The sequence below is a fragment of the Isoptericola sp. NPDC056578 genome (assembly GCF_042793275.1).
In the GTDB taxonomy this organism is placed as follows: domain Bacteria; phylum Actinomycetota; class Actinomycetes; order Actinomycetales; family Cellulomonadaceae; genus Isoptericola.
Genome location: NZ_JBHTVC010000001.1, coordinates 118,784 through 141,255, shown reverse-complemented (window position 1 = coordinate 141,255; position 22,472 = coordinate 118,784). Strand labels below are relative to the sequence as shown.

At 75.0% G+C, this 22,472-nt stretch carries 29 protein-coding genes; 14 read left to right on the top strand and 15 right to left on the bottom strand.

Annotated elements, in window-relative coordinates; translation table 11 throughout:
- Positions 1-68 precede the first annotated feature (68 nt).
- The 3 genes from ACFQ80_RS00710 to ACFQ80_RS00700 are packed head-to-tail and all read left to right on the top strand — an operon-like array spanning position 69 to position 3,168.
- Positions 69-1,508: an MFS transporter gene (locus ACFQ80_RS00710; protein WP_430562179.1), complete on the top strand. Its 1,440-nt coding sequence runs from the start codon at positions 69-71 to the stop codon at positions 1,506-1,508.
- The gene (locus tag ACFQ80_RS00705; protein ID WP_430562178.1) at positions 1,474-2,172 is read left to right on the top strand and encodes an aspartate/glutamate racemase family protein; all 699 of its coding nucleotides are present in this window, start codon (positions 1,474-1,476) and stop codon (positions 2,170-2,172) included. Before ACFQ80_RS00710 ends, ACFQ80_RS00705 begins: the two co-directional genes overlap by 35 nt.
- Before the next feature lie 39 nt (positions 2,173-2,211).
- Complete coding sequence (locus ACFQ80_RS00700; RefSeq protein WP_430562177.1) at positions 2,212-3,168, top strand: zinc-binding dehydrogenase; 957 nt, start codon at positions 2,212-2,214, stop codon at positions 3,166-3,168.
- A gap of 1 nt (position 3,169) precedes the next feature.
- Here the strand turns inward: ACFQ80_RS00700 and ACFQ80_RS00695 are convergent, their stop codons facing one another.
- From ACFQ80_RS00695 to rpmB, 8 genes are read right to left on the bottom strand one after another with little or no spacing between them, the layout of a single operon-like run.
- Complete coding sequence (locus ACFQ80_RS00695) at positions 3,170-4,459, bottom strand: alpha-hydroxy-acid oxidizing protein (protein ID WP_430562176.1); 1,290 nt, start codon at positions 4,457-4,459, stop codon at positions 3,170-3,172.
- Positions 4,456-4,767, bottom strand: coding sequence for a DUF1330 domain-containing protein (locus tag ACFQ80_RS00690; RefSeq protein ID WP_430562175.1), 312 nt, complete (start codon positions 4,765-4,767; stop codon positions 4,456-4,458). Before ACFQ80_RS00690 ends, ACFQ80_RS00695 begins: the two co-directional genes overlap by 4 nt.
- A 38-nt stretch (positions 4,768-4,805) precedes the next feature.
- Positions 4,806-4,970, bottom strand: coding sequence for a 50S ribosomal protein L32 (gene rpmF / locus ACFQ80_RS00685; protein ID WP_430549292.1), 165 nt, complete (start codon positions 4,968-4,970; stop codon positions 4,806-4,808).
- Positions 4,971-5,018: 48 nt separating this feature from the next.
- Positions 5,019-5,141, bottom strand: coding sequence for a type B 50S ribosomal protein L36 (ykgO, locus tag ACFQ80_RS00680; protein ID WP_430562174.1), 123 nt, complete (start codon positions 5,139-5,141; stop codon positions 5,019-5,021).
- Positions 5,138-5,416 (bottom strand): type B 50S ribosomal protein L31, encoded by a 279-nt coding sequence (locus tag ACFQ80_RS00675; RefSeq protein ID WP_429730811.1) that lies wholly within the window; start codon positions 5,414-5,416, stop codon positions 5,138-5,140. The genes ykgO and ACFQ80_RS00675 overlap by 4 nt, the downstream gene beginning before the upstream one ends.
- 13 nt (positions 5,417-5,429) lie before the next feature.
- Entirely contained in the window at positions 5,430-5,735 is a 306-nt protein-coding gene (gene rpsN, locus ACFQ80_RS00670; RefSeq protein WP_430549293.1) for a 30S ribosomal protein S14, read from the bottom strand.
- Entirely contained in the window at positions 5,735-5,902 is a 168-nt protein-coding gene (rpmG, locus tag ACFQ80_RS00665; protein WP_430549294.1) for a 50S ribosomal protein L33, read from the bottom strand. The genes rpsN and rpmG overlap by 1 nt, the downstream gene beginning before the upstream one ends.
- Positions 5,902-6,138, bottom strand: a complete 237-nt coding sequence (rpmB, locus tag ACFQ80_RS00660; protein WP_429730821.1) for a 50S ribosomal protein L28 — start codon at positions 6,136-6,138, stop codon at positions 5,902-5,904. The genes rpmG and rpmB overlap by 1 nt, the downstream gene beginning before the upstream one ends.
- A gap of 100 nt (positions 6,139-6,238) precedes the next feature.
- On the opposite strand from rpmB, the gene ACFQ80_RS00655 reads away from it, so the two are divergent.
- Positions 6,239-7,381, top strand: coding sequence for a GTP-binding protein (locus tag ACFQ80_RS00655; protein ID WP_430562173.1), 1,143 nt, complete (start codon positions 6,239-6,241; stop codon positions 7,379-7,381).
- Between the two features lie 107 nt (positions 7,382-7,488).
- Positions 7,489-9,312: a Na+/H+ antiporter NhaA gene (gene nhaA / locus ACFQ80_RS00650; RefSeq protein WP_430562172.1), complete on the top strand. Its 1,824-nt coding sequence runs from the start codon at positions 7,489-7,491 to the stop codon at positions 9,310-9,312.
- A gap of 6 nt (positions 9,313-9,318) precedes the next feature.
- On the opposite strand, the gene ACFQ80_RS00645 is transcribed toward nhaA, so the two are convergent.
- Positions 9,319-9,828 (bottom strand): GNAT family N-acetyltransferase, encoded by a 510-nt coding sequence (locus tag ACFQ80_RS00645; RefSeq protein ID WP_430562171.1) that lies wholly within the window; start codon positions 9,826-9,828, stop codon positions 9,319-9,321.
- An 81-nt stretch (positions 9,829-9,909) separates the two neighbouring features.
- Between ACFQ80_RS00645 and ACFQ80_RS00640 the strand changes: the two genes are divergently transcribed.
- Genes ACFQ80_RS00640 through ACFQ80_RS00625 form a run of 4 tightly spaced genes read left to right on the top strand, consistent with a single transcriptional unit; the run spans position 9,910 to position 12,377 of the window.
- Positions 9,910-10,518 carry a TetR/AcrR family transcriptional regulator gene (locus ACFQ80_RS00640; protein ID WP_430562170.1) on the top strand — a complete coding sequence of 203 codons (609 nt, stop codon included), beginning with the start codon at positions 9,910-9,912 and terminating at the stop codon, positions 10,516-10,518.
- 8 nt (positions 10,519-10,526) lie between these two features.
- Positions 10,527-11,045, top strand: coding sequence for a nucleoside deaminase (locus ACFQ80_RS00635; protein WP_430562169.1), 519 nt, complete (start codon positions 10,527-10,529; stop codon positions 11,043-11,045).
- A 19-nt stretch (positions 11,046-11,064) separates the two neighbouring features.
- Complete coding sequence (locus ACFQ80_RS00630; protein WP_430562168.1) at positions 11,065-11,889, top strand: hypothetical protein; 825 nt, start codon at positions 11,065-11,067, stop codon at positions 11,887-11,889.
- Positions 11,890-11,942: 53 nt separating this feature from the next.
- Positions 11,943-12,377 (top strand): arsenate reductase ArsC, encoded by a 435-nt coding sequence (locus tag ACFQ80_RS00625; protein ID WP_430562167.1) that lies wholly within the window; start codon positions 11,943-11,945, stop codon positions 12,375-12,377.
- Positions 12,378-12,391: 14 nt separating this feature from the next.
- Here ACFQ80_RS00625 and ACFQ80_RS00620 read toward each other — a convergent pair whose 3' ends face one another.
- Positions 12,392-13,810, bottom strand: a complete 1,419-nt coding sequence (locus ACFQ80_RS00620) for an FAD-dependent oxidoreductase (protein WP_430562166.1) — start codon at positions 13,808-13,810, stop codon at positions 12,392-12,394.
- A gap of 84 nt (positions 13,811-13,894) precedes the next feature.
- On the opposite strand from ACFQ80_RS00620, the gene ACFQ80_RS00615 reads away from it, so the two are divergent.
- On the top strand, positions 13,895-14,275 hold the full coding sequence (locus tag ACFQ80_RS00615; RefSeq protein WP_430549303.1) for an ArsR/SmtB family transcription factor: 381 nt from the start codon (positions 13,895-13,897) through the stop codon (positions 14,273-14,275).
- Here ACFQ80_RS00615 and ACFQ80_RS00610 read toward each other — a convergent pair.
- Both ACFQ80_RS00610 and ACFQ80_RS00605 read right to left on the bottom strand, forming a co-directional pair.
- A complete protein-coding gene (locus ACFQ80_RS00610; RefSeq protein WP_430562165.1) occupies positions 14,244-15,524 on the bottom strand; it encodes an MFS transporter in 1,281 nt (426 codons plus the stop codon). The two genes, ACFQ80_RS00615 and ACFQ80_RS00610, sit on opposite strands and share 32 nt — an antisense overlap.
- 24 nt (positions 15,525-15,548) lie before the next feature.
- Entirely contained in the window at positions 15,549-16,391 is an 843-nt protein-coding gene (locus ACFQ80_RS00605; RefSeq protein WP_430549305.1) for a LysR substrate-binding domain-containing protein, read from the bottom strand.
- A 103-nt stretch (positions 16,392-16,494) separates the two neighbouring features.
- Here ACFQ80_RS00605 and ACFQ80_RS00600 point away from each other — a divergent pair, with 103 nt between their 5' ends.
- The 4 genes from ACFQ80_RS00600 (at position 16,495) to ACFQ80_RS00585 (ending at position 19,804) form a co-directional block, all read left to right on the top strand.
- Entirely contained in the window at positions 16,495-17,742 is a 1,248-nt protein-coding gene (locus ACFQ80_RS00600; RefSeq protein ID WP_430562164.1) for an MFS transporter, read from the top strand.
- Positions 17,743-17,744: 2 nt separating this feature from the next.
- The gene (locus tag ACFQ80_RS00595; protein ID WP_430562163.1) at positions 17,745-18,518 is read left to right on the top strand and encodes an alpha/beta fold hydrolase; all 774 of its coding nucleotides are present in this window, start codon (positions 17,745-17,747) and stop codon (positions 18,516-18,518) included.
- A 124-nt stretch (positions 18,519-18,642) separates the two neighbouring features.
- Positions 18,643-19,236, top strand: coding sequence for a hypothetical protein (locus ACFQ80_RS00590; RefSeq protein ID WP_430562162.1), 594 nt, complete (start codon positions 18,643-18,645; stop codon positions 19,234-19,236).
- Between the two features lie 151 nt (positions 19,237-19,387).
- The gene (locus tag ACFQ80_RS00585; protein WP_430549309.1) at positions 19,388-19,804 is read left to right on the top strand and encodes a VOC family protein; all 417 of its coding nucleotides are present in this window, start codon (positions 19,388-19,390) and stop codon (positions 19,802-19,804) included.
- 39 nt (positions 19,805-19,843) lie between these two features.
- On the opposite strand, the gene glmS is transcribed toward ACFQ80_RS00585, so the two are convergent.
- From glmS to ACFQ80_RS00570, 3 genes are all read right to left on the bottom strand, one after another.
- Positions 19,844-21,682, bottom strand: a complete 1,839-nt coding sequence (gene glmS / locus ACFQ80_RS00580) for a glutamine--fructose-6-phosphate transaminase (isomerizing) (protein WP_430549310.1) — start codon at positions 21,680-21,682, stop codon at positions 19,844-19,846.
- A 28-nt stretch (positions 21,683-21,710) separates the two neighbouring features.
- Complete coding sequence (locus ACFQ80_RS00575; protein ID WP_430549311.1) at positions 21,711-21,971, bottom strand: hypothetical protein; 261 nt, start codon at positions 21,969-21,971, stop codon at positions 21,711-21,713.
- 84 nt (positions 21,972-22,055) lie between these two features.
- A complete protein-coding gene (locus tag ACFQ80_RS00570) occupies positions 22,056-22,307 on the bottom strand; it encodes a hypothetical protein (protein WP_430562161.1) in 252 nt (83 codons plus the stop codon).
- Between the last annotated feature and the right edge of the window lie 165 nt (positions 22,308-22,472).

Here is a 22,472-nt window from a genome sequence, read left to right as displayed (position 1 = left end):
AACAAGTCTTCCATTCCCCGAAAGTCACCGCTCGGCCCCGACGTTTCTCGACGAGGAGAACACGCACCATGGCGACGACAGCACCCCGGGGCGAGGCCCCGACCGCCTCGATCCCGGACCAGATCGAGAACACCTACCAGCGGATCGGCGTGACCGCCGCGCACCGGCAGATCGTGGTGATGATCCTGCTCGGCGTCTTCTTCGACGCGCTCGAGCAGAACGCGGTGGGCATCACCGGCCCCGTGCTGCAGGAGAGCTGGGGGCTCGGCGGCGCCGAGATCGGCTTCCTCAACACGATGACGTTCACGGCGACGGCGCTGGGACGCATCGCGACCGGCCTCATCGTCGACCGGTTCGGCCGCCGCAACATGCTGACGATCAACCTGATCGTCTTCGCGCTCGGCTCGCTGCTCTGCGCGCTGGCGCCGAGCTACGCCGTGCTCGCGATCGGCCGGTTCATCGTCGGCTTCGGGCTCGGCGGCGAGATCGCCGTGGCCGTCATCATGATGGCCGAGTTCTTCTCCGCCCGGCACCGCGGCACCGCCGTCGGGCTCATCAACGTCACCGCCGGCGGCCTCGGCAACATGCTCGCCCCCGCGTTCGGCGTGCTCGTCTTCACCGTCTTCGACGGCCCCGACAAGTGGCGCTGGGTGTTCGGCCTGCTCTTCCTGCCGGCCCTGCTGGTGCTGTGGTTCCGCCGCTACGTGCCCGAGACGCCCCGCTACCTCGCCGCCACCGGTCGGCTGCGGGAGGCCAACGAGGTGCTCACCCGCATGGCCCGCGGCCGGCTCGCGGGGCGCGTCGAGACCGAGGAGTTCCTCGTCGAGCCCGCCGTGCAGGCCGCCGCCCTCGCCCCGACGTCGCGCGGCGCCTGGCGGATGGTGTTCCGCGCCCCGTACCGCCGGCGCACGATACTGCTGGTCGTCGCCGTCGCCATGTCGTACGCGGCGCAGATCTCGATGCTCACCCTCATGCCGACCGTCCTGGTCGCCACCGGCTACGCGCTCAACCAGAGCCTGTGGTTCACGCTCCTCATGCAGAGCGGGTCGCTGCTCGGCGCCGCCACCGCGGCGTTCCTCGCCAGGCGCCTCGCGCGCAAGAAGGTGCTCACGGCGGCCGCCGTCATCGGCTGCGGCTCCGGGCTCGCCATCGCGCTGCTCGGGGAGGACATCGTCTTCGTGCTGCTGTTCGGCGTCGCGTTCAACTTCGCGATCATCGTGCTCAACACGACGATCTGGCTGTTCGCCCCCGAGCTCTACCCGACGCGCGTGCGCGGCTTCGGCACATCGATCATCCTCGCGGCCGGCTCGCTGTCGGGCGGGCTGTTCCCGCTGGTCAGCGGCGCCGTCTTCGACCGGTACGGCATCGTCGGGATGTTCGGCGTGCTCGCCGCGCTGTTCGTGGTGCTCGCCGTCGTGGTCCAGTTCCCGCCGGAGACCTTCGGCAAGCCCATGGAAGAGGAGGAGACCGCCGATGCCGACGTCGACGTCGACCACAAGACCCCGTGACCGCCGCCCGCTCGTGGCGCTCGTCAACCCGAACACCAACCGGCGCACCACGACGATGATGGCCGACCTCGCCCGGGCGGAGCTCGCGGCGGTCGGGGCCGACGTCGTCGAGGTCACGGCGGCGCACGGCCCCGCCATGATCGTCGAGCCCGACGCGCTCGTCGCGGCCGAGGCCGCCGTGCTCGACGCGGTACGCGAGGTGGTCGCGCGCGACCGGCCCGACGCCGTCGTCGTCGCCGCGATCGGCGACCCGGGCCGGGCCGCGCTCGCGGCCGAGCTCGACGTCCCCGTGGTGGGCATCGGGCAGGCGTCGGTGCTCGCCGCCGCGGCGGGCGGGCGCCGCTTCGGCATGGTGACGACGACGGACCGGCTGGCCGGCGCGCTCGGCGACCTCGTCGCCGCGCACGGCTGCTCCGCGGGGTTCACCGGCGTGGAGCTCACCCGCGACGGTCCGCTCGAGCTCGCCGCCGACCCCGAGGAGCAGTACCGCCAGCTCCTCGACGCGGTCCGGGCGGCCGAGCGTCGCGGGGCGGAGGCGGTGATCGTGGCCGGCGGGCCGCTCAGCGAGACCGCGCGACGCCTGCGCGAGACCGTCGCCGTCACGATCGTCGAGCCCGTCCCCGCCGCGTGCGGCCTCCTCCGGGGCCTGGATGCTGTATTGTGAAGACATTCACAAGCATCCGTACCGGGAGCGAGGGAAACCATGAAGGCCTGGCAGTTCACCACCACGCACGAGCCGCTCGAGCTGCGGGAGATCGCCGAGCCCACCCCCGGCCCCGGTGAGGTGGTCCTCGACGTCCGCGTCGCCGGGCTGTGCCACTCCGACGTCGGCGTGCTCGACGACGAGACCTGGCTCGCGATCATCCCGAACCGCCCGATCACGATGGGCCACGAGATCGCGGGCGTGGTCTCCGCGGTCGGCGAGGGCGTCACGGACTGGGCCGTCGGGGACCGTGTCGGCGTCTGCCCGACCGGCGACTCGGGCGTCTCCCCCGGCTACGGCCGCGACGGCGGCTTCGCCCCGAAGCACCGCGTCGCCGCGGGCGACCTGGTCCGCATGCCCGACGACCTCTCCTTCGGGCTCGCCGCCCTCGGCACCGACGCCGGCATGACCGCCTACCACGCGATCACGACGATCGGCGCCCTGGAGGCCGGCCAGAAGGTCGGCGTCATCGGGCTGGGCGGGCTCGGTCAGATCGGCGCCCAGGTGGCCGTCGTCCGCGGCGCGGAGCTGCACGTCGCGGAGCCCAACGAGGCCCTGTGGGAGCAGGCCCGGGCGATCGGCGCGGCGGGCGTGGTCAAGGATGCCGCCGAGTGGGCGGGCCAGGACTTCGACCTCGTCGTCGACTACGCGGGCTTCGGCACCACGACGACGAACGCGGTCAAGGCGATCCGCCGGGACGGCACCGTGGTCCTGGTCGGCATGGCCCGGCTCCAGTTCACGCTCGACACCATGGACGTCATCCTCAAGCAGGCGCGGGTGCTCGGCTCGAACGGCGGCACCAAGGCCGACGTCGCCGAGGTCTACGAGCTGCTCGCGTCGGGCGCCGTCGTGCCCCAGGTCACGACGATCGCCTTCGAGGAGATCCCCGCGTACCTCGACAAGCTCCGCGCCCACGAGGTCACCGGGCGCGTCGTCGCCGAGGTGACGACCGACTGACTCATGGGCTCGCCGGGACCACGAGGTCCCGCGTGAGGGCCGCGACGTCGCGCGCGCCGGTGAGCGCCATCGTGAGGTCCAGCTCGGCGAGCACGTTGCGGATCACCTCCTCGACACCGGCCTGCCCGGCCACCGCGTACCCGTAGAGGTACGGCCGCCCGAGCAGGACGGCGTCGGCCCCCAGGGCGAGGGCGACCAGCACGTCGGCCCCGGTCCGCACCCCGCTGTCGAGCAGCACGGTGGGGCCGGGGCCGACGGCGTCGCGCACGGCGACGAGCGCGTCGAGCGACGCGACGGCGTTGTCCACCTGCCGCCCGCCGTGGTTGGACACGACGATCCCGTCGACGCCGAGGTCGAACGCCCGGCGCGCGTCGTCCGGGTGCAGGATCCCCTTGAGCACGACCGGCAGCCGGGTGCGGTCGCGCAGCGTGGCCAGGTGCTCCCACGACAGGCCGGGGTTGGAGTACACGTCGAGGAACGTCTCGACGGCGGCGCGCGGCTCGGGCGAGCGCAGGTTGTCGCGGAACCGCCCGGGGTAGGCGCGCGTCATGGCGAGCAGCGAGCGCACCGCGCCGGCGGTGACCTGCACGGCGTCGCGCGCCCCGGACGCCGCGGCCCGCGCGACCCGCTCGCGCACCAGCTCGGAGAAGCGCGGGTCGCTCGTGTACTGCGCGATGCCGAGGCCGCGGGCGAACGGCAGCGAGCCGAGGTCGAGGTCCTGGGGGCGCCACCCGAGCACGGTCGTGTCGAGCGTGACGACGAGCGCGCCGGCGCCCGCCGCCTCGGCCCGCGCGATCAACGAGTCGACGAGGTCCTCGTCGGTGCTCCAGTAGAGCTGGAACCAGCGCGCCGCGTCGCCCATCTCGGCCGCGCACGCCTCCATGGGGTGGCAGGCCTGGTTGGACAGCACGTACGGGACGCCGGTCGCGGCGGCCGCGCGCGCGACGGCGAGGTCGGCGTCGGCGCCCAGCAGCGCCGCCGCCCCCACCGGAGCGAGCAGCAGGGGGCTCGCGTGCCGGGTGCCGAACAGCTCGACCGACGCGTCCCGCTCCACGGCCCCGGCGGCCATGCGCGGCACGACCGCCCAACGGTCGAACGCCTCCCGGTTGCGCCGCATCGTGCGGCCCTCGCCCGCGCCGCCCGCCACGTACGCCCAGGCCCGCGCGCCGGAGGCCCGGCGGGCGGCCCGCTCCAGGGCCGCGGAGCTCGTCGGGACGCGGGGGCGCCGGCCCAGCACCCCCGCCCGGTAGATCGCGGACTGCCGGGCCAGCCCCGCCCCGGGTGCGCTCATCCCACCGGACGCACGCGCAGGATCTCGGTCCGCGCGATCGCGCGGTCGCGCACGTCGAGCCGCGCCTCGCGGTCGGGTTCCGCCATGAAGTCCGCGAGCGCCTCCTCGTCAGGCATCTCGATGAGCTGCACCTCGGTCGGCTGGACGGCGCCGTGCGCGGCGTCGTCCGTGTGCGCCACGTTGGTCACGCGGTGCAGCACCCGCCCGCCGTGCCGCGGCACGAGCGCCAGCACCTGGGTCTCGTAGTCCGCCAGCGCCTGGGCCTCGCCGTCGGCTGCCCACAGCAGCACGCACAGGGTGATCGCCATCGTCCACCTTCTCTCTCGCGGTCGTCCGGACGATCCTGTCAGGCCAGCGGCACTCCCCGGCGCACGGCGCGCGCGAGCCGCGGCGGGACCTGCACCACGCCGTCGGACGTGGTGACGGGCACGAGGGCCGTCGGTGCGGCCTTCCAGCGGGCCCGCCTGCTGCGGGTGCGCGAGCGGGAGGTCTTGCGCTTGGGGACGGCCACGGCCGCTCCTCTCGTCGGTCTCGGTGGTCTCGGGGGGGAACCCCCGGTTCAGCCCTGGCGGGCGTTGAACCGGGGGTTCTGCTTGTTGATGACGAACGTCCTGCCGCGGCGGCGGACGACCTTGGCGCCCGGCAGCCGCTTCAGCGACCGCAGCGAGGCGCGGACCTTCATCGGGCGCCCTGCCCGTAGCGGCGGCGGAACTTCTCGACGCGGCCCGCGGTGTCGACGACGCGCGCGGCCCCCGTCCAGAACGGGTGGCTGGCGCTCGAGATCTCGACGTCGACCACCGGGTAGGTGTTCCCGTCCTCCCACTCGATCGTGCGGGTGGGGCGGCCGGGCCCGGAGGCGGCGTCCCCCGCCAGCGTGGAGCGCGTGAGGAACGCGGTACCGGCGCTGGTGTCGCGGAAGACGACGGGGCCGTAGGTGGGGTGGATGCTCTGCTTCATGGTGGTGTCTCCTCTACCAGCTGGACTTGGTGACGCCGGGCAGCTCGCCCCGCAGCGCCAGCTCGCGCAGGCGGATGCGGGACAGGCCGAAGCGGCGCAGGTAGCCGCGGGGGCGGCCGTCGACGACGTCGCGGTGGCGCAGGCGGGTGCGGCTCGCGTCGCGGGGCTGACGCTGCAGCTCCATGACGGCCGTGGCCCGCTCCTCCGCCGTGGACGACGGCGACGCGACGACGCGCTTCAGGTCGGCCCGCCGGGCGGCGTACCGCTCGACGACGTCGCGGCGCCGCGCGTCGGCGGCGATCTTCGACGTCTTGGCCATCAGCGCTCCTCGCGGAAGTCGACGTGCCGGCGCACGACCGGGTCGTACTTGCGCAGCACGACACGGTCGGGGTCGTTGCGACGGTTCTTGCGGGTGACGTACGTGAAGCCCGTGCCCGCCGTCGAGCGGAGCTTGACGACCGGGCGCAGGTCGGTGCGGGTTGCCATCAGACCTTCTCTCCTCGTGCCTGGATCCTGGCGACCACGACGTCGATGCCGTCGCGGTCGATGGTCTTGATGCCCCGGGCGCTCACCCGCAGCGTGACGGTGCGGCCGAGCGAGGGCACCCAGTAGCGCTTCTTCTGGACGTTGGGGTCCCACCGGCGCTTGGTCCGCACGTGCGAGTGCGAGATCGCGTGGCCGAACCCCGGCACGGTGCCGAGCACCTGGCAGCGGGCGGACATCGATGCCTCCTTCATGAGAACGGTTCTCATCAGGGCGCTAGAGTGACAGACTTGAGAACTGTTCTCAAGTACCGTCATCCCCAACCCGCCGGAGGTGCCCGTGATTCCCGACCGCCCGCACGCCCCCGTCCCGCCCGCGCTGAGCGTGCTCGTCGCCGTCGACCCCGTGCTGCGTGACGCCGCCGCCGCGAGCCTCACGCTCGGCGCGCCCGACGTCGTCGTCGTGCGGCACGACCTGCTCCCGGACGACGGGGCGCTGCGCCGCGTCGTCGTCGACGCGACCGGCGTCCTGGAGGACGAGACCGTGGCGCTGGAGCACGCGTGCGTCTCGTGCAGCGTGCGCGAGGACGCCGTGCCGGCGCTCGCCCGCCTCGCCGACGACGGCCGCTGGGCCCACCTCGTGCTCGCCCTGCCCGTCACCGCCGAGCCGCTCCCGGTCGCCCGGGCCATGGCCGCCCAGGCCGAGCCGGGAGGCGCGCTCGAGGACCTGCGGCTCGCCGCGACGGTCGGCGTCGTCGACCTCGACGACCTGGAGGCCGACCTCCTCGGCGACGAGCTGGTCGACGAGCGCGGGCTCGCGCTCACCGACGACGACCAGCGGCCCGTCGGCGAGGCCCTCGCGGCCCAGCTCGAACAGGTGGACGTGGTCGTCACGACCGGCGGCTCGGCCACGGGCGGCGGCCTCGTCGACCGGCTGCGCGCGGTCGACAGCCACCGCGTCGACGGCCTGCACGACCTCGACCCGGTCGCGCTCGCCGCCCGCTCGCACGCGCCCGCCGCGGCCGAGCGCCGCGCCCACCCCCTCGGTGCGCGCGGGGCCCGCCGGCGCGCCAAGGACCCCCGCGACCGGAGCTGGAGCCTCCTCCTGCGCAGCGACCGGCCGTTCCACCCGGAGCGGCTGCTGGCCCACGTCGAGGACCTCGGCACCGGGCCGGTCCGCAGCCGCGGCGTCTTCCACGTGCCGAACCGGCCCGACTCCGCGTGCCTGTGGGACGGCGCGGGCGGCGCCCTGTGCGTCGCCGACCTCGGCACGTGGGACGAGGTCGCGGCCGGGCACCCGCCCGTCACCCGCATCCTCGTGGTGGGGGCGGGCGAGCCGCGCGACGCGCGCGGGGTGCACGACCGCATCCTCGACGCCTTCGGCGAGGCCCTGGCCACCGGCGACGAGGTGGCGGACGGCGGGCTGCGCTGGCTGGGGCGCGAGGACGTCCTGGCGCCGTGGCTGGGAACACGGACCGGCTGAGCGCTGTTCCTCCCGCGCGGGCCACGGCGCCGGTCCACGCGACCGACGGCCGCGAGCGTCATAGGCTCCTCGCGGACCCGCATCCACGACGGACGGGAGACACACGCATGGCCGCACGCGCGCTCGCCGAACGGCTGCGCACCGAGTCCGGTGCGGCGCTGCTGCTCGTGGGCGTGACGCTGCTGGCCCTGGTGTGGGCGAACTCGCCCCTGTCGGGCTGGTACGAGCACCTGTGGGAGCTGCCGATCCACGTCGACGTCGGCGACCTGCGCTTCGACATGGACCTGCACCACTGGGTCAACGACGGCCTCATGGTGCTGTTCTTCTTCGTCGTCGGCCTCGAGGTCCGCCAGGAGCTCGCGATCGGGTCGCTGCGGCAGCGCAGCCAGCGCCTGGTGCCCCTCGTGGCGGGCACGCTCGGCGTCATCGTCCCCGCCCTGGTCTTCCTCGCCGTCGCCGGGCACGCCGACCCGCACGGCTGGGGCGTCGTCGTCGGCACGGACACGGCGTTCCTGCTGGGCGTGCTCGCCCTGGTCGGGCCGGCGATGTCGAGCCAGCTGCGCGTCTTCCTGCTCACGCTGTCCGTGGTGGACGACTTCCTCGCCGTCGGCATCATCGGCGTCGTCTACTCCGAGGACGTGCGGCTCGCCCCGCTCCTCGTGGCCCTCGCCGCGCTCGGCGTCCTGTGGCTGCTGGGCCGCATGCGGGAGTGGCGCAGCTCGCCGTACGTCCTCGTCGTCGTGGTGCTGTGGGGCGCGACCGTCCAGGCGGGCATCCACCCGTCGATCGCGGGGATGCTCGCCGGGCTGCTGGTGCCGGCGGTCGCCACACGCCGCGACGACGTGCTCCAGGCCAAGAGCCTGTTCCGCGACTACTGGCAGTCGCCCAGCGCCAGCGTGGCGCGCAACGCCCGCGTCGGCCTGGCCCGGTCCATCTCGGTCAACCACCGCCTGCACGACGTGCTGCGCGGGCCCGTGTCCCTCGTCGTCGTGCCGCTGTTCGCGCTGGCCAACGCCGGGATCGACCTGCGGGGCGGCGCGCTCGGCGCGGCGCTCGGGTCGGTGATCACCTGGGGCGTCGTGGCGGGGCTGGTCGTGGGCAAGCTCGTGGGCATCGGGCTCGGCACCTGGGGCGCCGTCCGCGCGGGTCTCGGCCGGCTGCCCGACGGCGTGGGCCCGGGCAGCGTGCTCGGCGGTGCGGCCCTGTCCGGCATCGGGTTCACCGTGTCGCTGCTGGTCGTGGACCTGGCGTTCGACGGCACGCCCGCCGGGCAGGCCGCGACGGTCGGCATCCTCATCGCGATGGTGCTGTCCACCCTGCTGGGGTGGGCGATCTTCACCGTCGCCCGCGTGCGGTACGGCGAGGCGAGCGCGGACCTGCCCGTCACCCTCACCCCCGCCGTCGACCCCGAGCGCGACCACGCGAAGGGCGACCCCGACGCCGCGCACACCGTCGTCGAGTACCTCGACTTCGAGTGCCCGTTCTGCGCCCGCGCGACCGGGATGGGGGCCGAGCTGCGCGAGCACTTCGGCGACCGCGTGCGGTACGTCGTGCGGCACCTGCCGCTGGAGGACGTGCACCCGCACGCCTACCTGGCCGCCGTCGCGGCCGAGGCCGCGCACCGGCAGGGGAAGTTCTGGGAGATGCACGACCGGCTGTTCACGCACCAGTCCCGCCTAGAGCCCGACGACCTGCGCGAGCACGCCGCCGAGATCGGCCTCGACCTCGGACGGTTCGACGACGACATGACGGACGAGGCCCTGCACGCGCGCGTCCGCGACGACGCGGCGAGCGCGGCGGCCAGCGGTGCGCGCGGCACGCCGACGTTCTTCCTCGACGGCGACCGGCACCGCGGGCCGCACGACGCGCGCACGCTCATCGCCGCGCTCGAGGCGAACGAGGACGACCCCGCCCTGCGCCGGCGGTCGTGAGGCGGGTCAGGTGAGGTCGAGCGCCCAGGTCTGGCCGACGAGGTCGTGCCCGAAGCTGTGGTGCGGCTGCTCGTCGACCAGCGCGAACCCGGCCGCCTGGTAGAGGTGCCGGGCGGACGCGAGCACGTCGTTGGTCCACAGCACGACGCGCCGGTAGCCGGCCTCCCGGGCGAATCGCAGGCACTCCTGGACGAGGCGGCCACCGACTCCGTGGCCGCGCGCCTCCGGCACGACGAGCAGGAGGCGCAGCCGCGCCACGCCGTCCTCCTGGTCGGCCGCCAGGAGGATGCAGCCCGCGCGCCGGCCGTCCACCTCAGCGATCCACGCGGCCTCGCGCGCGGGGTCGTGGGCGCTCGCGTAGTCGGCCACGATCCGGGCCACGAGCACCTCGAAGTCCGCGTCCCAGCCGAACTGGCGGTGGTACACCTCGCCGTGGGTCTGCACGATCCACCCGAGGTCCCCCGGCCGGTCCGCGGGCCGGACGACGACGGCATGCCGGACGACCGTCCCGGTCATGGCCCCTCCTCACATCGGGTCGGCGACCCCTCGGCCACCGGACTGAAACGACCGTTTCACTCGTCCGCTAGGTTAGCCCCCATGACGCGCCAGGCACCACCCCCCTCCCCCCGCCGCACCGAGCTGCTCGAGGCCGCGTACTGCTACGCGCTGGAGCACGGGCTGACGGACCTCTCGCTGCGTCCCCTCGCGGCGGCGGTGGGATCGAGCCCGCGGGTGCTGATCCTGCTGTTCGGCAGCAAGGAGGGCCTGCTCCGGGCCGTGCTCGCCCGCGCGCGCGAGGACGAGACCGCCCTCCTCGACCACCGGGGCGACAGACGGGGACTCGCCGACGCCGGCCGGCACGTGTGGGAGTGGCTGGCGGACCCGGAGCACCGGCCCCTCCTGCGGCTGTGGGCCGAGTCCTACACCCGGTCGCTCGGCGCGGCCGACGGGCCGTGGCACGGCTTCGCCCGCGGCACGGTGGACGACTGGCTCGCCCTGCTCGCGGCCCACCAGCCCGCCGGCGAACGGGAGTCGGAGGCCGGCGCCCGCCGCCGCACGGCGATCCTCGCCCTGCTGCGCGGCGCCCTGCTCGACCTGCTCGCCACCGACGACGTCGCGCGTGTCGGCGCCGCCGTCCAGGCCCAGCTGGCGCTGTTCGACGACGCTCCCGCACCGCCCGCCGGCGACGCCCGCGGCGAGGCATGATGGGCCGCATGGGATACCAGAAGCCGTCCGCGACGACCGACGCCGACCTGCCGTTCCTCCGCCGCTGCGTGGAGCTCGCGCGCGAGGCGCTGGACGACGGCGACGAGCCGTTCGGCTCGCTGCTCGTCGACGTGACCGGCGCCGTCGTGTTCGAGGACCGCAACCGCGTGCAGGGCGGCGACCAGACCCGCCATCCCGAGTTCGAGATCGCCCGCTGGGCCGCCGCGCACCTCACGCCCGAGGAGCGGGCGGGCGCCACCGCGTACACGTCGGGCGAGCACTGCGCGATGTGCAGCGCGGCGCACGCCTGGGTCGGTCTCGGCCCCATCGTGTACGCCACCAGCACGGCCCAGCTCACCGCGTGGCTCCAGGAGTGGGGCGTGGCACCCGGGCCGGTGACCCCGTTGCCCGTGGGCGACGTCGCGCCCGGGATCCCCACGCGCGGGCCCGCGCCCGAGCTCGCCGACGAGGTGCGCGACCTGCACGCCCGCCTGCACGGGGCTCACGAGGTGCACGACCCCGCCTGACGGTGTTTGCCTGGGGAACATGAGCGACTCTCCCGACCCCGCCCCCGCCCGCAACCCCTGGACCTGGCGGGTGATCGTGCTCGCCGCAGTCGTGGTGGTCGCCGTCGTCGTCTGGCTGGTCGTGCGGGACGACGGCGGCGACGGCGCGACGGCCGCGTCGCCGCCCCCCACCGCGACCGCGACCCAGGACGCCTCCCCCGACCCCTCCGCCTCGCCCACGACGACCGGCGCCGCGGGCTGCGCCGAGACCGACGAGGGCACGCCGGAGGGCGCCGACACGCACGAGACGGTCGACGTGGACGGCGACGGCGAGGCCGACACCGCATGGCTCACCGGGGGCGCCGACCGCCGGTTCGGGATCACGACGGCGTCCGGCGCCACCTTCTCGGTCGCGGTCGACTCCGCGAGCCCTCAGCGCGCGTCCGCCGTCGTGAACGTCGTGGCGGCGGGCGACGACACCGCGCCGATCGCGCTCGTCGACACGGGCCGCGAGGTGCTGCTGTTCTCCGCCGCCGACTGCGACCTCGCCGCGACGCAGAACCTCGCGGGCGCGCCCTACACGTTCGACAAGGGCTTCACGGGCCAGGGCACGGGGGTCGGCTGCACCGAGGTCGACGGGGCGCTGCACCTCGCCGGCCTGAACGCGACGTCCGCCGACGGCTCCTTCACCGTCGAGCGGACGTTCGTGGACCTGGACGACGGTGCGCTGGCGGCGTCCAACGGCGAGGCGTCGACGGTCGCGGAGGGCGCCGGCCCCGACGACCCCGTGGTCGTCACGGCGCAGGGGACGAGCTGCGGCGAGCTCGCCGTGGGCGAGGACGGGCCGGTGGAGCCGGAGTCCTGAGCCCGGCGCGCCGCGCCCTTGCGTCGCGCATCGACGTCGATCAATATGAGGGCATGTCCACCCTCCCCGACGACGGCGCCCGGCCGGCCGCCCTGTTCGTCTGCGTGCACAACGCCGGCCGCTCCCAGATGGCCGCGGGCTACCTGCGCGCCCTGTCCGGCGGCGCCGTCGAGGTGCGATCGGCCGGCTCCATGCCCGCCGACCGCATCAACCCCGTCGCCGTCGAGGCCATGGCCGAGGCCGGCATCGACATCACCGCCGAGCAGCCCAAGGTGCTCACGACCGACGCCGTCCAGGCGTCCGACGTCGTGATCACCATGGGCTGCGGCGACGCCTGCCCGATCTTCCCCGGCAAGCGGTACGAGGACTGGGAGCTCGACGACCCCGCCGGCCAGGGCATCGAGGCCGTCCGCCCCATCCGCGACGAGATCCGGCGCCGGGTGCTCGGGCTGCTCGCGTCCCTGGGCGTCGACCCCGTCGCCCACTGACCCCGCTGCCGCCGTCAGGCGTCCTCGCCGTCGCCGGATCGGCCGTGCGCGACGCCGGAGGCGAAGCCGACCCCGGCGGGCGCGCCGACGCCCAGCGTGACGAGCTGCGGCTCCGCCGGGGCGGTGCCGCAGCACGACCCGGCCGACGACTCGCCGTCGGCCGCCAGCGCCAGGTCGCTGGAGCAGACGCCGGTGGCGGGCAGGTCCAGCTCGACGGCGTCGGCGGCGGCCCGGTCGCCGGCCAGCGCGGCGGCGACGGAGCGCACCTGCTCGTACCCGGTGGCCAGGAGGAACGTCGGGGCCCGGCCGTAGGACTTCATGCCGACGAGGTAGAACCCGTCGTCGGGGTGGCGCAGCACCGCCTCGCCGTGCGGCGGCACCGTGCCGCAGGAGTGCTGGTTCGGGTCGATGAGCGGCGCGAGCGCGCTCGGGGCCTCGACGACGGGGTCGAGGTCGAGGCGCACCTCGCGCAGCATGCCCAGGTCGGGCCGGAAGCCGGTCGCGTCGACGATCGCGTGCACCTCGAGGGCCAGCGGCTCGTCCTTGGCGGTGCCGAGCACCTGCACGGCGTCGGCCCCGGGGACCAGCTGCTCGATCGACACCCGGGTCAGCAGGCGCAGCCGGCCGGCGTCGACGGCCTCGCGCAGCCGGGTGCCGAGGAGCCCGCGCGCGGGCAGCTCGTCGTCGGCGCCGCCGCCGAACAGACGGCGCGCGGAGCCGCCGCGGATCGCCCACGTGACGGTCGTACCGGGCTCGGACTCGGAGAGCTCCACGAGGCTCAGCAGGGTGTTCGCCGCGGAGTGGCCCATCCCGACGACCAGCGCGTGCCGCCCGGCGAAGCGGGCGCGGTCGGCGCCCAGGACGTCGGGCAGCGGCCCGGTGACGAACGGCGCGGCGTCGGCCTCGCCGGCCGCGGGCAGGCCGCTGACGCCGAGCGGGTTCGACGTCGAGAAGGTGCCGGAGGCGTCGACGACGGCGCGGGCCAGGACGTCGGCGACGCGGCCCGTGGCGTCCATGGTCCGCACCCGGTAGCCGCGGCGCTCACGGCCGAGCGAGCGGGTCTTGTCCGCCCCGTCCCGGGCGACGGCGAGCACACGCGTGCCGGTGCGCAGCCGGGACGCGATCTGCGGGGTCGCGGCCAGCGGGGCGAGGTAGCCCTCGACGAGCTCGCCGCCGGTCGGCAGGGCGTCGGGGTCGGGCGAGGTCCACCCGGTGGGCTCCAGGAGCCGCCGGGCCGCGGCGTCGACGTCGTACCGCCACGGCGAGAAGAGCCGCACGTGCCCCCACGAGGCGACGGCCGCGCCGGCGCTCTCGCCGGACTCCAGCACCAGGGGTTCGAGGCCGCGCTCCAGCAGGTGCGCCGCCGCCGCCAGGCCCACCGGGCCCGCGCCGATCACGACCACCGGGAGCTCGCTCCGCACCGTCTCGACCATCTCGCACTCCCTCGTATCGATGAACTTCGATGACTGAACGGGGACAACGTATCCACATTCTTCGATGCGTGGCAAGATGAAGGCATGACGACGATCGACCTGCCGCTGACGCCCGTGTCCACCGACGGCGGCTGCTGCGGCACGGCCGCTCCCCCGGTGGACGTCGCCGAGGCGCGCGACCTCGCCCGCACGTTCAAGGCGCTCGCCGACCCGACGCGCGTGCAGCTGCTGTCGATCGTGACCGCCCACGAGGGCCACGAGGCGTGCGTCTGCGACCTCACCGAGCCGGTCGGCCTGGCGCAGCCGACCGTCAGCCACCACCTCAAGATCCTCGTCGAGGCGGGCCTGCTCGAGCGCGAGCAGCGCGGGCGCTGGGCGTACTACCGCGCGGTGCCGGGCGCCGTCGCGGGCCTCGCCGGCTCGCTCTCCGCGCTCACGCCGACGCCCGCGACGGCCTCCGCGTGAGGAACAGCACCGGGATCAGCAGCAGCGACAGGACGCCGCCGCCGAGGGCCAGCGTGGCGTAGCTCGATCCGGCCATCACGACCCCTGACATCGCACCCCCGCCGGCTCCGGCGAGGGCGATGAGCACGTCGACCGTGCCCTGGGTGCGGGCCCGGGTGGCGGGCGTCGTCGCGTCGACGATGAGCGCCGTGCCCGCGATGAGGCCGAAGTTCCACCCCAGCCCGAGCAGCGCGAGCGACAGCACGAGCAGTGCCATCGAGTCACCCGGCGCCACGGCTCCGGTGATCCCCGCGAGCAGCAGGGTCACGCCCGACGCGACCGCCATCGGCAACCGCCCGACCTTGTCGACCAGCACTCCCGTGACCAGCGACGGCAGGAACATCGCGGCCACGTGGATGCCGATGACGAGGCCGACGTCGCTCAGGTCGTGGCCGTGACCGCGCATGTGCACGGGAGTCATCGTCATGATCGCGACCATCGCGATCTGCGTCAGCACCATGACCGTGGCACCCACGACGACGCCGGCGGGCACGCGCCGCGCGGTGCGCGGCGACGCGTCGTCCGGCCCCCCGGGCTCGGTGACGTCCGCGCGCGCCAGCGCCTTGGCGACGAGGAACGGGTCGGGCCGCAGCAAGGCGAACAGCGTGCCGCCGGCGGCGAGGAACGCGACGGCCGCGAGGAGGAACGGTCCGGCGAGCGCGGGCAGCCCCAGCGACGTCGCCAGCCCGCCCAGCGGCTCCACGAGGTTCGGCCCCGCCACCGCACCGAGCGTCGTGGACACCATCGCGACGCTCGCCGCCGTCGCGCGGCGGTCCGGTGCGGCGAGGTCGGTGCCGGCGTACCGGGCCTGGAGGTTGGTGGACGTGCCCGCGCCGTAGACGAACAGCGACACCAGCAGCAGCGGGACGGCGCCGAGGGCCGCGGCCACGACCACGCCGACCGCGCCCAGACCGCCGGCCGCGAAGCCCAGCCCCAGGCCGACGCGGCGGCCGGCGCGCTGGGTGATCCGCCCGACGAGGAAGGCCGCCAGCGCCGAACCGAGCGTGAACAGCATCGTGGGCACCCCGGCGAGGCGGTCCGTGCCCAGCATGTCCTGCGCGAGCAGCGCGCCCACGGTGACCCCCGCGGCCAGGCCTGCGCCGCCGAGCACCTGGCTCGCGACGACGACGGTCAGCGTGCGGCGCTGCAGCGTGCGCAGCTCGTCGGGCGACGGCAGCACGGGCACCTCCGGGGGCGCGAGGACGGGCAACGGCAGCGTAGCCGTCGGCGGCGGTCAGACGGCGGTGACGGCGTCCGGCGGGCGAGCGCCGTCGGCCCAGGCGATGCCGAGCCGCCGGGTGGTGCGCGGCTCCAGCGGCACGTACACCGGGTCGGCGGCGTCGGGCCGCTCGGGCCGGGGCAGCACAGCCACACCCATCCCCGCGGCGACGAGGCCGCGGATGGTGTCGACCTCGCTGGACTCGAACGCGACCTCCACCTCGACCCCGGCGGCGCCGAGCATGCCCTCGACGACGCCGCGCAGCTCGGTCGTGCGGGAGAACGCGACGAACCGCTCCCCCGCCAGCTCGCCGACGCCCACGCCCGTGCGCCCCGCCAGCCGGTGCCCGGGCGGGACGGCGACGCACAGCACCTGCTCGTGCAGCAGCCGCCAGCCCGTGGTGCGGGCGGGCGGCGGGGGCGTGACGAGCGCGAGGTCGAGCACGTCGTCGTCGAGCCAGCCGAACAGGTCCTGCGCGAACCCCTGGCGCAGCTCGAAGCGGCGGTCCGGGTCGTCACGACGCAGCTCGGTCACGACGCGCGGCACCAGCCACCGCGCCACGGACTGGAGGAAGCCGAGGCGCACCGTGCGCGCGCCGAGCGCCTCCTGGCGCACGTGCCGGCGCGCCACCTCGATCTCGTCGAGCACCCGCGCGGCGTCGCCGCGGAAGCTCACGCCGGCCCGGTTGAGCGCGATCCGGCGCCCGTGCCGGCGGAACAGCTCGACGCCGAGCCCCGCCTCCAGCCGGGCGAGCGTGCGCGAGACCGTCGACTGGTCCACGCGCAGCAGCGCCGCCGTGTCGCGCGTGCTCTCCGTCTCGCACAGCGACAGGAACACCCGCAGGGTCTGCTCGTCCACGTCACCTCCCGTGACTCACGTCCCGCGATCTGATGCGATTCTGTCATCACGACCGGCGTCGGGATCATTTGGCGCATTGGAACGGCGGGCGCATCGTGGACCGGTGACCACCGCCCCGCCCACGCCGACGTCGGCGCGCGACACCGCCCGGCTCGAGGGCCACCGCCCCGGGTCGCGGGCGTACCGCCGCACCCTGCTGGGGCTCGCCGCGGGCGGGCTCGCGAACTTCTCCCTGCTCTACTACGTGCAGCCGCTGCTGCCGCAGGTCGCCGCCCACTACGAGGTCTCGGCGGGCGCGTCGGCCCAGGTGCTGTCGGTGACGACGGCGGCGATGGCGGTCGCGCTGCTCGCGGTCGGCCCCGTCGCGGACCGGTTCGGGCGGGTCGAGGTGATGCGCTGGTCGCTGCTCGCCTCGGGCGTGCTGGGGCTCGCGAGCGCCTTCGCCCCCACCTGGGGCAGCCTGCTGGTGCTGCGCGGCCTCGCCGGCGTGGCGCTGGCCGGCCTGCCCGCCGTCGCGCTCGCCTACCTGCGCGAGGAGATGCACCCCGGCGCGCACGCCCGCGCCAACGCCGCCTACATCGCGGGCACGGCGGTGGGCGGCGCCGTCGGCCGGCTCGTGCCCGGCCCGCTCGCCGCGCTCGGCGGGTGGCCGCTGGCCACCGAGGTGCTGAGCGTCACGACGCTCCTCGCCGCCGTCGCCCTGTGGGCGCTCGTGCCGCGCTCGGCGCGCTTCACGCCGCGGCCGCTGCGGCTCGGCAGCGTGCTGACGGGGACGGCGTCGGCCTTCCGCGACCCGGTCGTGGCACTGCTGTGCGCCGTCGGCTTCGCGAGCATGGGGACGTTCGTCGGCGTCTACAACGCGGTCGCGTTCCGGCTGGAGGCGCCGCCGTTCTCCCTCGGGCACGCGGTGACGCTCGTGTACCTGGCGTACCCGGTCGGCATCGTCACGCCGTCCGTCGCGCAGCTCCTGGCCCGACGCCGCGGGCGCGGTCCGGCCGTCGTCGCCGGCCTCGTGCTGCTCGCCGTCGGGGCCGCGGTGACCGTGCCGCCCTCCGTCGTGGCCGTCGTCGCCGGGCTGGGGATCCTCACGGTCGGCTTCTTCTGCGCGCACTCGCTGGTCAGCGGCTGGGCCGTGGACCGGGCGCACCGCCAGGGGCGCGGCACCGCCCAGGCGTCGAGCGCGTACCTCTTCGCGTACTACGTGGGCAGCGCCGTCATGGGTGCGGTCGCGACGCACGTCTGGGAGGACGCCGGCTGGGCGGGGGTGGTCGGGCTGGCGACCGTCACCACCGCCGTCGCCGTCACCGCCGCCGCCGTCGCCGCGCGCCTCGACCGGCGCCCTACGCTGTGACCGTGCCGCACGCGATCGCCGACGACGCCGCCGAGATCGCCTATCAGGTGCGAGGCGACGGGCCGCCGCTGGTGCTGCTGGCCGGGCAGGCGAACTCGCACCGCTGGTGGGACCCGGTGCGCGCCGGGCTCGGCGCCGGGCGCCGCACGATCACCCTGGACTGGCGCGGCACCGGAGCGTCCGGCCCGACCGACCGCGAGCTGAGCACGCGGCGTCTCGCGGGCGACGTCGCCGCCGTCCTCGACGACCTGCGCGTCGAGCGGGCGGACGTCTACGGCACGTCGATGGGCGGCCGCGTGGCGCAGTGGTTCGCCGTCGACCACCCCCACCGGCTGGGGCGGCTCGTGCTGGGCTGCACGACGCCCGGCGGCGCGCACGCCGTCGAGCGCTCGCTCGAGGTGCGCCGCGCGATGGTGCAGCCCGACCGGCGCGCGGCCCGGCGCGCCCTGCTGGACCTCATGTACACGCCGGGCTGGGTGGCCGCGCACCCCGGCCCGACGACCGTCGAGGGCGACCCCTCCATGTCGCCGCAGGCGCGGCGCGACCACCTGCGCGCCAGCGACGGCCACGACGCGTGGGAGGCCCTGCCCCGGGTGCTGGCGCCCACGCTGGTGCTGCACGGCGCGGACGACGTGCTCGCCCCCGCGGTGAACGCGGACCTGCTGGGGCAGCGGATCCCCGGCGCCCGCGTCGAGGTGCTGCCGGGCCTGCGGCACGCGTACTTCCACGAGGGCGAGGCCGTCGCGACGCCGCTCGTGCGCGAGTTCCTCGGGTGATCCCTCCGGTGAACCCCTGAGCCGGCCCTGAGCCCGCCGTCCTCCCGTGGTCGTACGCGTCGCCGGCGAGGTTCCCCTCCGAGGCCGACGACGCCACCACCTGCGCGTTCGTAGCGTCGAGGACATGACGCAGCACGAGAACCACCACGACCACCACAGCACCCACCGCGCCGACCGCGCCGACGTCTCGGCGGTCACCACGTCCCCCGTGCGCCGCTACCGCGGCGTCGGCGTGCTGGCCCTCGCCTCCGTCGTCGCCGTCACGACGACGGCGTGCGGCGCGATCACGGAGGCCCTGAGCGAGCGCGGCTCCGGCCACACCAAGGCGTTCGCGTACGACAGCGGCGCGGACGGCAAGGCCGACGAGGGGCTGCCCTCCTGGGTGCCGGACGACGCCTCCGACGTCCAGGGCGTCTTCCGCACCACCGGCGACGAGGTGATCCTCACGATGGACGCCGACGTGACGTCCCTGCCGTCCGACTGCACGTCCGTCGACGCCGACCACCCGCTCGTCGCGAAGCCCGCGCGCGGCACCCTCACCGCCGACGACTACCGCACCGGCTCGACGCTCGAGGCGGACTGGTGGGCCACCGGCCAGGAGCAGGACGCGACGCTGCAGTGCGGCGGCTGGTGGGTGGGCACCCAGGACGGCGGCCTGTTCGCCTTCACCCCGGAGCTCAAGGCCGTGCAGATCGAGGACCAGCCCGACCCGGCGTGACGACACCCACGCCGCCCGCACCATTTCACCCGCACCATCTTGGCCGGGCAGCGGCGTGGCGCCGCCGACGGACGGATCCTGGAGGGGTCCGGCACCCTCGTGGCGGCTCCCCACGCCCGGGGACCGGCGGTCACAAGGGAGTGGATCGGCGATGGTCACGACTCGGCGCGGGTTCTCCAGCTTCTCGGTGGACGACCTCGACGCGGCACGCAGCTTCTACGCGGACACCCTCGGGCTCCGCGTCACGACCCTGGACGACGGCATGGGCCTGGTGCTCCACCTCGACACGAGCTCCCCGGTGTTCGTGTACCCGAAGGAGGACCACACCCCGGCGGCGTTCACCGTCTTCCACCTGGCGGTGGACGACGTCGACCCGGTGGTGGACGACCTCGTCGCGAAGGGCGTGAGCCTGGAGCGCTACGACGGCTTCGACCAGGACGAGAAGGGCGTCGCCCGCGGCTTCATGGAGGGCGGCGACGGCGCCTGGTTCACCGACCCGGCGGGCAACGTCATCGGCCTGATGGACGGCGAGGGGGTGCGGCAGCTCCTCGACGAGGTCGGTGGCTGACCTCCACCGCGAGCCGCCGCACCACCCCCGCCGCCGCCGTCACTCGACGGTGACGGACTTCGCGAGGTTGCGCGGCCGGTCCACGTCCTCGCCGAGGGCGACGGCCGCGTGGTAGCCGAGCAGCTGGGTGGGGATGGTCAGCAGGATCGGGTCCAGCTCCACCTCGTTGCGCGGCACCTCGATGCGCGCGGTCGCGGCGTCGCCGAGCTCGACGCCCGGGTGCGTGATCGCGACGACGGCGCCCCCGCGGGCACGGATCTCCTGCGCGGCGGTGATGTTGCGCTCCAGCAGGTCGTCGGCGGGCATGATCGCGACGGTCGGCAGCTCGGGGCTGATGAGGGCGAGCGGGCCGTGCTTGAGCTCGCTGGTCGGGTACGCCTCGGCGTGCCGGTAGGTGATCTCCTTGAACTTCTGCGCGCCCTCGCGCGCCACGGGGTAGCCCCGCACGCGGCCGATGAAGAACAGGCTCGGCGCCTCGGACAGCTCCTTCGCCGCCGCGGCGAGGTCCTCCTCGTCGCCCAGGATCTGCGCGATCTGCCCGGGGATCGCCCGCAGGCCGGCGATGATCCGCTTGCCGTCCGCGAAGGACAGGTCGCGCACGCGGCCCAGCGCGAGCGCGAGCAGCGCGAACCCGACGCCCATGTGCGTGAGGGCCTTGGTCGACGCGACCGCCACCTCGGGACCGGCGTGCAGGTAGATGCCGCCGTCCACCTCGCGGGCGATGGACGACCCGACGGCGTTGACGAGCCCGACGACGGTGCCGCCCTTGCGCTGCACCTCGCGGACGGCGAAGAGCGTGTCGGCGGTCTCGCCGGACTGGCTCACCACCACGTAGAGGGTGGACGGCTCGATGATCGGGTTGCGGTAGCGGAACTCGCTCGCGGGCTCGGCGTCGGCGGGGATGCGCGCCAGGTCCTCGATCATCGACGCCCCGAGCTGGCCCACGTAGTACGCGGAGCCGCAGCCGAGGATCTTCACGCGGGTGAACCGGCGCAGCTGGCGCGGGTCGAGGTTGAGGCCGTCGAGCTTGGCGGTGCCGAACCGGTCGTCGAGGCGGCCGGACAGCATCCGCTCCACCGTCTCCGGCTGCTCGTGGATCTCCTTGTGCATGAAGTGGGCGTGGCCGCCCAGCTCCAGCTCCTCGACGGTGAGGTCGATGGTGACGGCGTCGCGCGCCGTGTGCTCCTCGTCGTTCGTGAAGGTGCGGAACCCGTCGGCCGTCACGGAGGCGAAGTCGCCGTCGTCGAGCAGCACGACCTGGCTGGTGTGGCGCACGATCGCCGCGGCGTCGGAGGCCACGAACATCTCGCCGTCGCCGACGCCGAGCAGCAGCGGCGAGCCGTTGCGCGCGACGACGATCCGGTCCGGGTTCTGCACGTCGGTCACCGCGAGCGCGTAGGTGCCGTCGATCTGCGCGACGGCGGCGCGCACGGCGTCCTCGAAAGCCAGCCCGCCGGCGAGCTCGCGCGCCACGAGGTGCGCGATGACCTCGGTGTCCGTGTCGGAGGTGAGCTCGACGCCCTCGGCGGTGAGGCGCGAGCGCAGCGCGTGGAAGTTGTCGATGATGCCGTTGTGCACCACGTGCACGCGGCCGTCGTAGGAGGTGTGCGGGTGGGCGTTGCGCTCGCTCGGCTCGCCGTGGGTCGCCCAGCGCGTGTGGCCGATGCCGACCGTGCCGGCGAGACGCGCGGGCAGGGCGGCCTCGAGGTCGCGCACGCGGCCCTTGGCCCGCACGACGCGCGACGGGTGCGCGCTGGAGCGCGGGTTGAGCACGGCGATGCCGGCCGAGTCGTAGCCGCGGTACTCCAGGCGCGTGAGGCCCTCGACGAGGACGGGTGCTGCCTGCTGGGGGCCGACGTAGCCGACGATTCCGCACATGGGTCTGGTTGCTCCTTGCCGTGGGGGTCTAGCCGTAGATGGTGCGACGGACCTGGCGCTCGCTGAGCTCCGGGGCGGCCACGAGGCGCTCGCGCAGCTCGGCGGCGATCTGCGCGTAGATCTCCTCGTTGCGGCGCCCGTAGGTGCGCAGCGACGCGTGCCGGCGACGGACGTACTCCTCGACCGGTTCGCGGTACCAGGCGAGGACGTCCTCGACGACGCGCTCCGCCTCCGCCGGGGACAGGCCCGTGGAGGTCGCGATGCGGGCGACGAGATCGGCGTCGGTCACCGGGACATCATGCGCCCCTCGTTCCCGACATGCCAGATCCTGCCCGAAATCGGGCAGGATCTGGAATTGCCGGCGGCATCGGCGTCAGGGCGCCGGCACCTCGCCCGCCGACCGCACGGCATCCTCGGGCGTCACCGACCCCGGCGGGGCGCAGACCACGCAGTACAGCCGCCGCCCCGGCAGCCGGGTCAGGGTCGGGTTGCCCGGCGTCTGTTCGTGCATCACGGCCGCGCCGACCCTCGCGTGCTCCAGGCAGGCCGCGGCCCCGCACGTGGAGCAGCTCGCCAGCGCCACCCTCTCCCGCCGGTCGCGCGTGGCGCACTCGTAGCAGTTCATCGCATCCTCCTTCCCCACGGGTCACGGCCTGCCCTGCGGGCGCCGGTCGAGGAGGCTCGGCGGGCGTCGGCGCCGGGCCGTCGTCGGCCCCGCGGTGATCCATCCGTCGCCTCCAACGTCGGACGGCACCCGCTGGCTCGCGGTGACGTGGGTCACACCCTGGCG

What these genes read in the sequence shown, in the direction of transcription:
- ACFQ80_RS00630 (WP_430562168.1), top strand. Translation starts at nt 11,065, where the DNA reads ATGAGCGACTCTCCCGACCCCGCCCCCGCCCGCAACCCCTGGACCTGG.
- ACFQ80_RS00700 (WP_430562177.1), top strand. Translation starts at nt 2,212, where the DNA reads ATGAAGGCCTGGCAGTTCACCACCACGCACGAGCCGCTCGAGCTGCGG.
- ACFQ80_RS00640 (WP_430562170.1), top strand. Translation starts at nt 9,910, where the DNA reads ATGACGCGCCAGGCACCACCCCCCTCCCCCCGCCGCACCGAGCTGCTC.
- ACFQ80_RS00615 (WP_430549303.1), top strand. Translation starts at nt 13,895, where the DNA reads ATGACGACGATCGACCTGCCGCTGACGCCCGTGTCCACCGACGGCGGC.
- ACFQ80_RS00585 (WP_430549309.1), top strand. Translation starts at nt 19,388, where the DNA reads ATGGTCACGACTCGGCGCGGGTTCTCCAGCTTCTCGGTGGACGACCTC.
- rpmG (WP_430549294.1), bottom strand. Translation starts at nt 5,902, where the DNA reads ATGGCAACCCGCACCGACCTGCGCCCGGTCGTCAAGCTCCGCTCGACG.
- ACFQ80_RS00710 (WP_430562179.1), top strand. Translation starts at nt 69, where the DNA reads ATGGCGACGACAGCACCCCGGGGCGAGGCCCCGACCGCCTCGATCCCG.
- ykgO (WP_430562174.1), bottom strand. Translation starts at nt 5,141, where the DNA reads ATGAAGGTCCGCGCCTCGCTGCGGTCGCTGAAGCGGCTGCCGGGCGCC.
- ACFQ80_RS00645 (WP_430562171.1), bottom strand. Translation starts at nt 9,828, where the DNA reads ATGACCGGGACGGTCGTCCGGCATGCCGTCGTCGTCCGGCCCGCGGAC.
- ACFQ80_RS00625 (WP_430562167.1), top strand. Translation starts at nt 11,943, where the DNA reads ATGTCCACCCTCCCCGACGACGGCGCCCGGCCGGCCGCCCTGTTCGTC.
- ACFQ80_RS00570 (WP_430562161.1), bottom strand. Translation starts at nt 22,307, where the DNA reads ATGAACTGCTACGAGTGCGCCACGCGCGACCGGCGGGAGAGGGTGGCG.
- ACFQ80_RS00675 (WP_429730811.1), bottom strand. Translation starts at nt 5,416, where the DNA reads ATGAAGCAGAGCATCCACCCCACCTACGGCCCCGTCGTCTTCCGCGAC.
- ACFQ80_RS00690 (WP_430562175.1), bottom strand. Translation starts at nt 4,767, where the DNA reads ATGGCGATCACCCTGTGCGTGCTGCTGTGGGCAGCCGACGGCGAGGCC.
- glmS (WP_430549310.1), bottom strand. Translation starts at nt 21,682, where the DNA reads ATGTGCGGAATCGTCGGCTACGTCGGCCCCCAGCAGGCAGCACCCGTC.
- ACFQ80_RS00695 (WP_430562176.1), bottom strand. Translation starts at nt 4,459, where the DNA reads ATGAGCGCACCCGGGGCGGGGCTGGCCCGGCAGTCCGCGATCTACCGG.
- ACFQ80_RS00635 (WP_430562169.1), top strand. Translation starts at nt 10,527, where the DNA reads ATGGGATACCAGAAGCCGTCCGCGACGACCGACGCCGACCTGCCGTTC.
- ACFQ80_RS00590 (WP_430562162.1), top strand. Translation starts at nt 18,643, where the DNA reads ATGACGCAGCACGAGAACCACCACGACCACCACAGCACCCACCGCGCC.
- nhaA (WP_430562172.1), top strand. Translation starts at nt 7,489, where the DNA reads ATGGCCGCACGCGCGCTCGCCGAACGGCTGCGCACCGAGTCCGGTGCG.
- rpsN (WP_430549293.1), bottom strand. Translation starts at nt 5,735, where the DNA reads ATGGCCAAGACGTCGAAGATCGCCGCCGACGCGCGGCGCCGCGACGTC.
- rpmB (WP_429730821.1), bottom strand. Translation starts at nt 6,138, where the DNA reads ATGTCCGCCCGCTGCCAGGTGCTCGGCACCGTGCCGGGGTTCGGCCAC.
- ACFQ80_RS00620 (WP_430562166.1), bottom strand. Translation starts at nt 13,810, where the DNA reads ATGGTCGAGACGGTGCGGAGCGAGCTCCCGGTGGTCGTGATCGGCGCG.
- ACFQ80_RS00705 (WP_430562178.1), top strand. Translation starts at nt 1,474, where the DNA reads ATGCCGACGTCGACGTCGACCACAAGACCCCGTGACCGCCGCCCGCTC.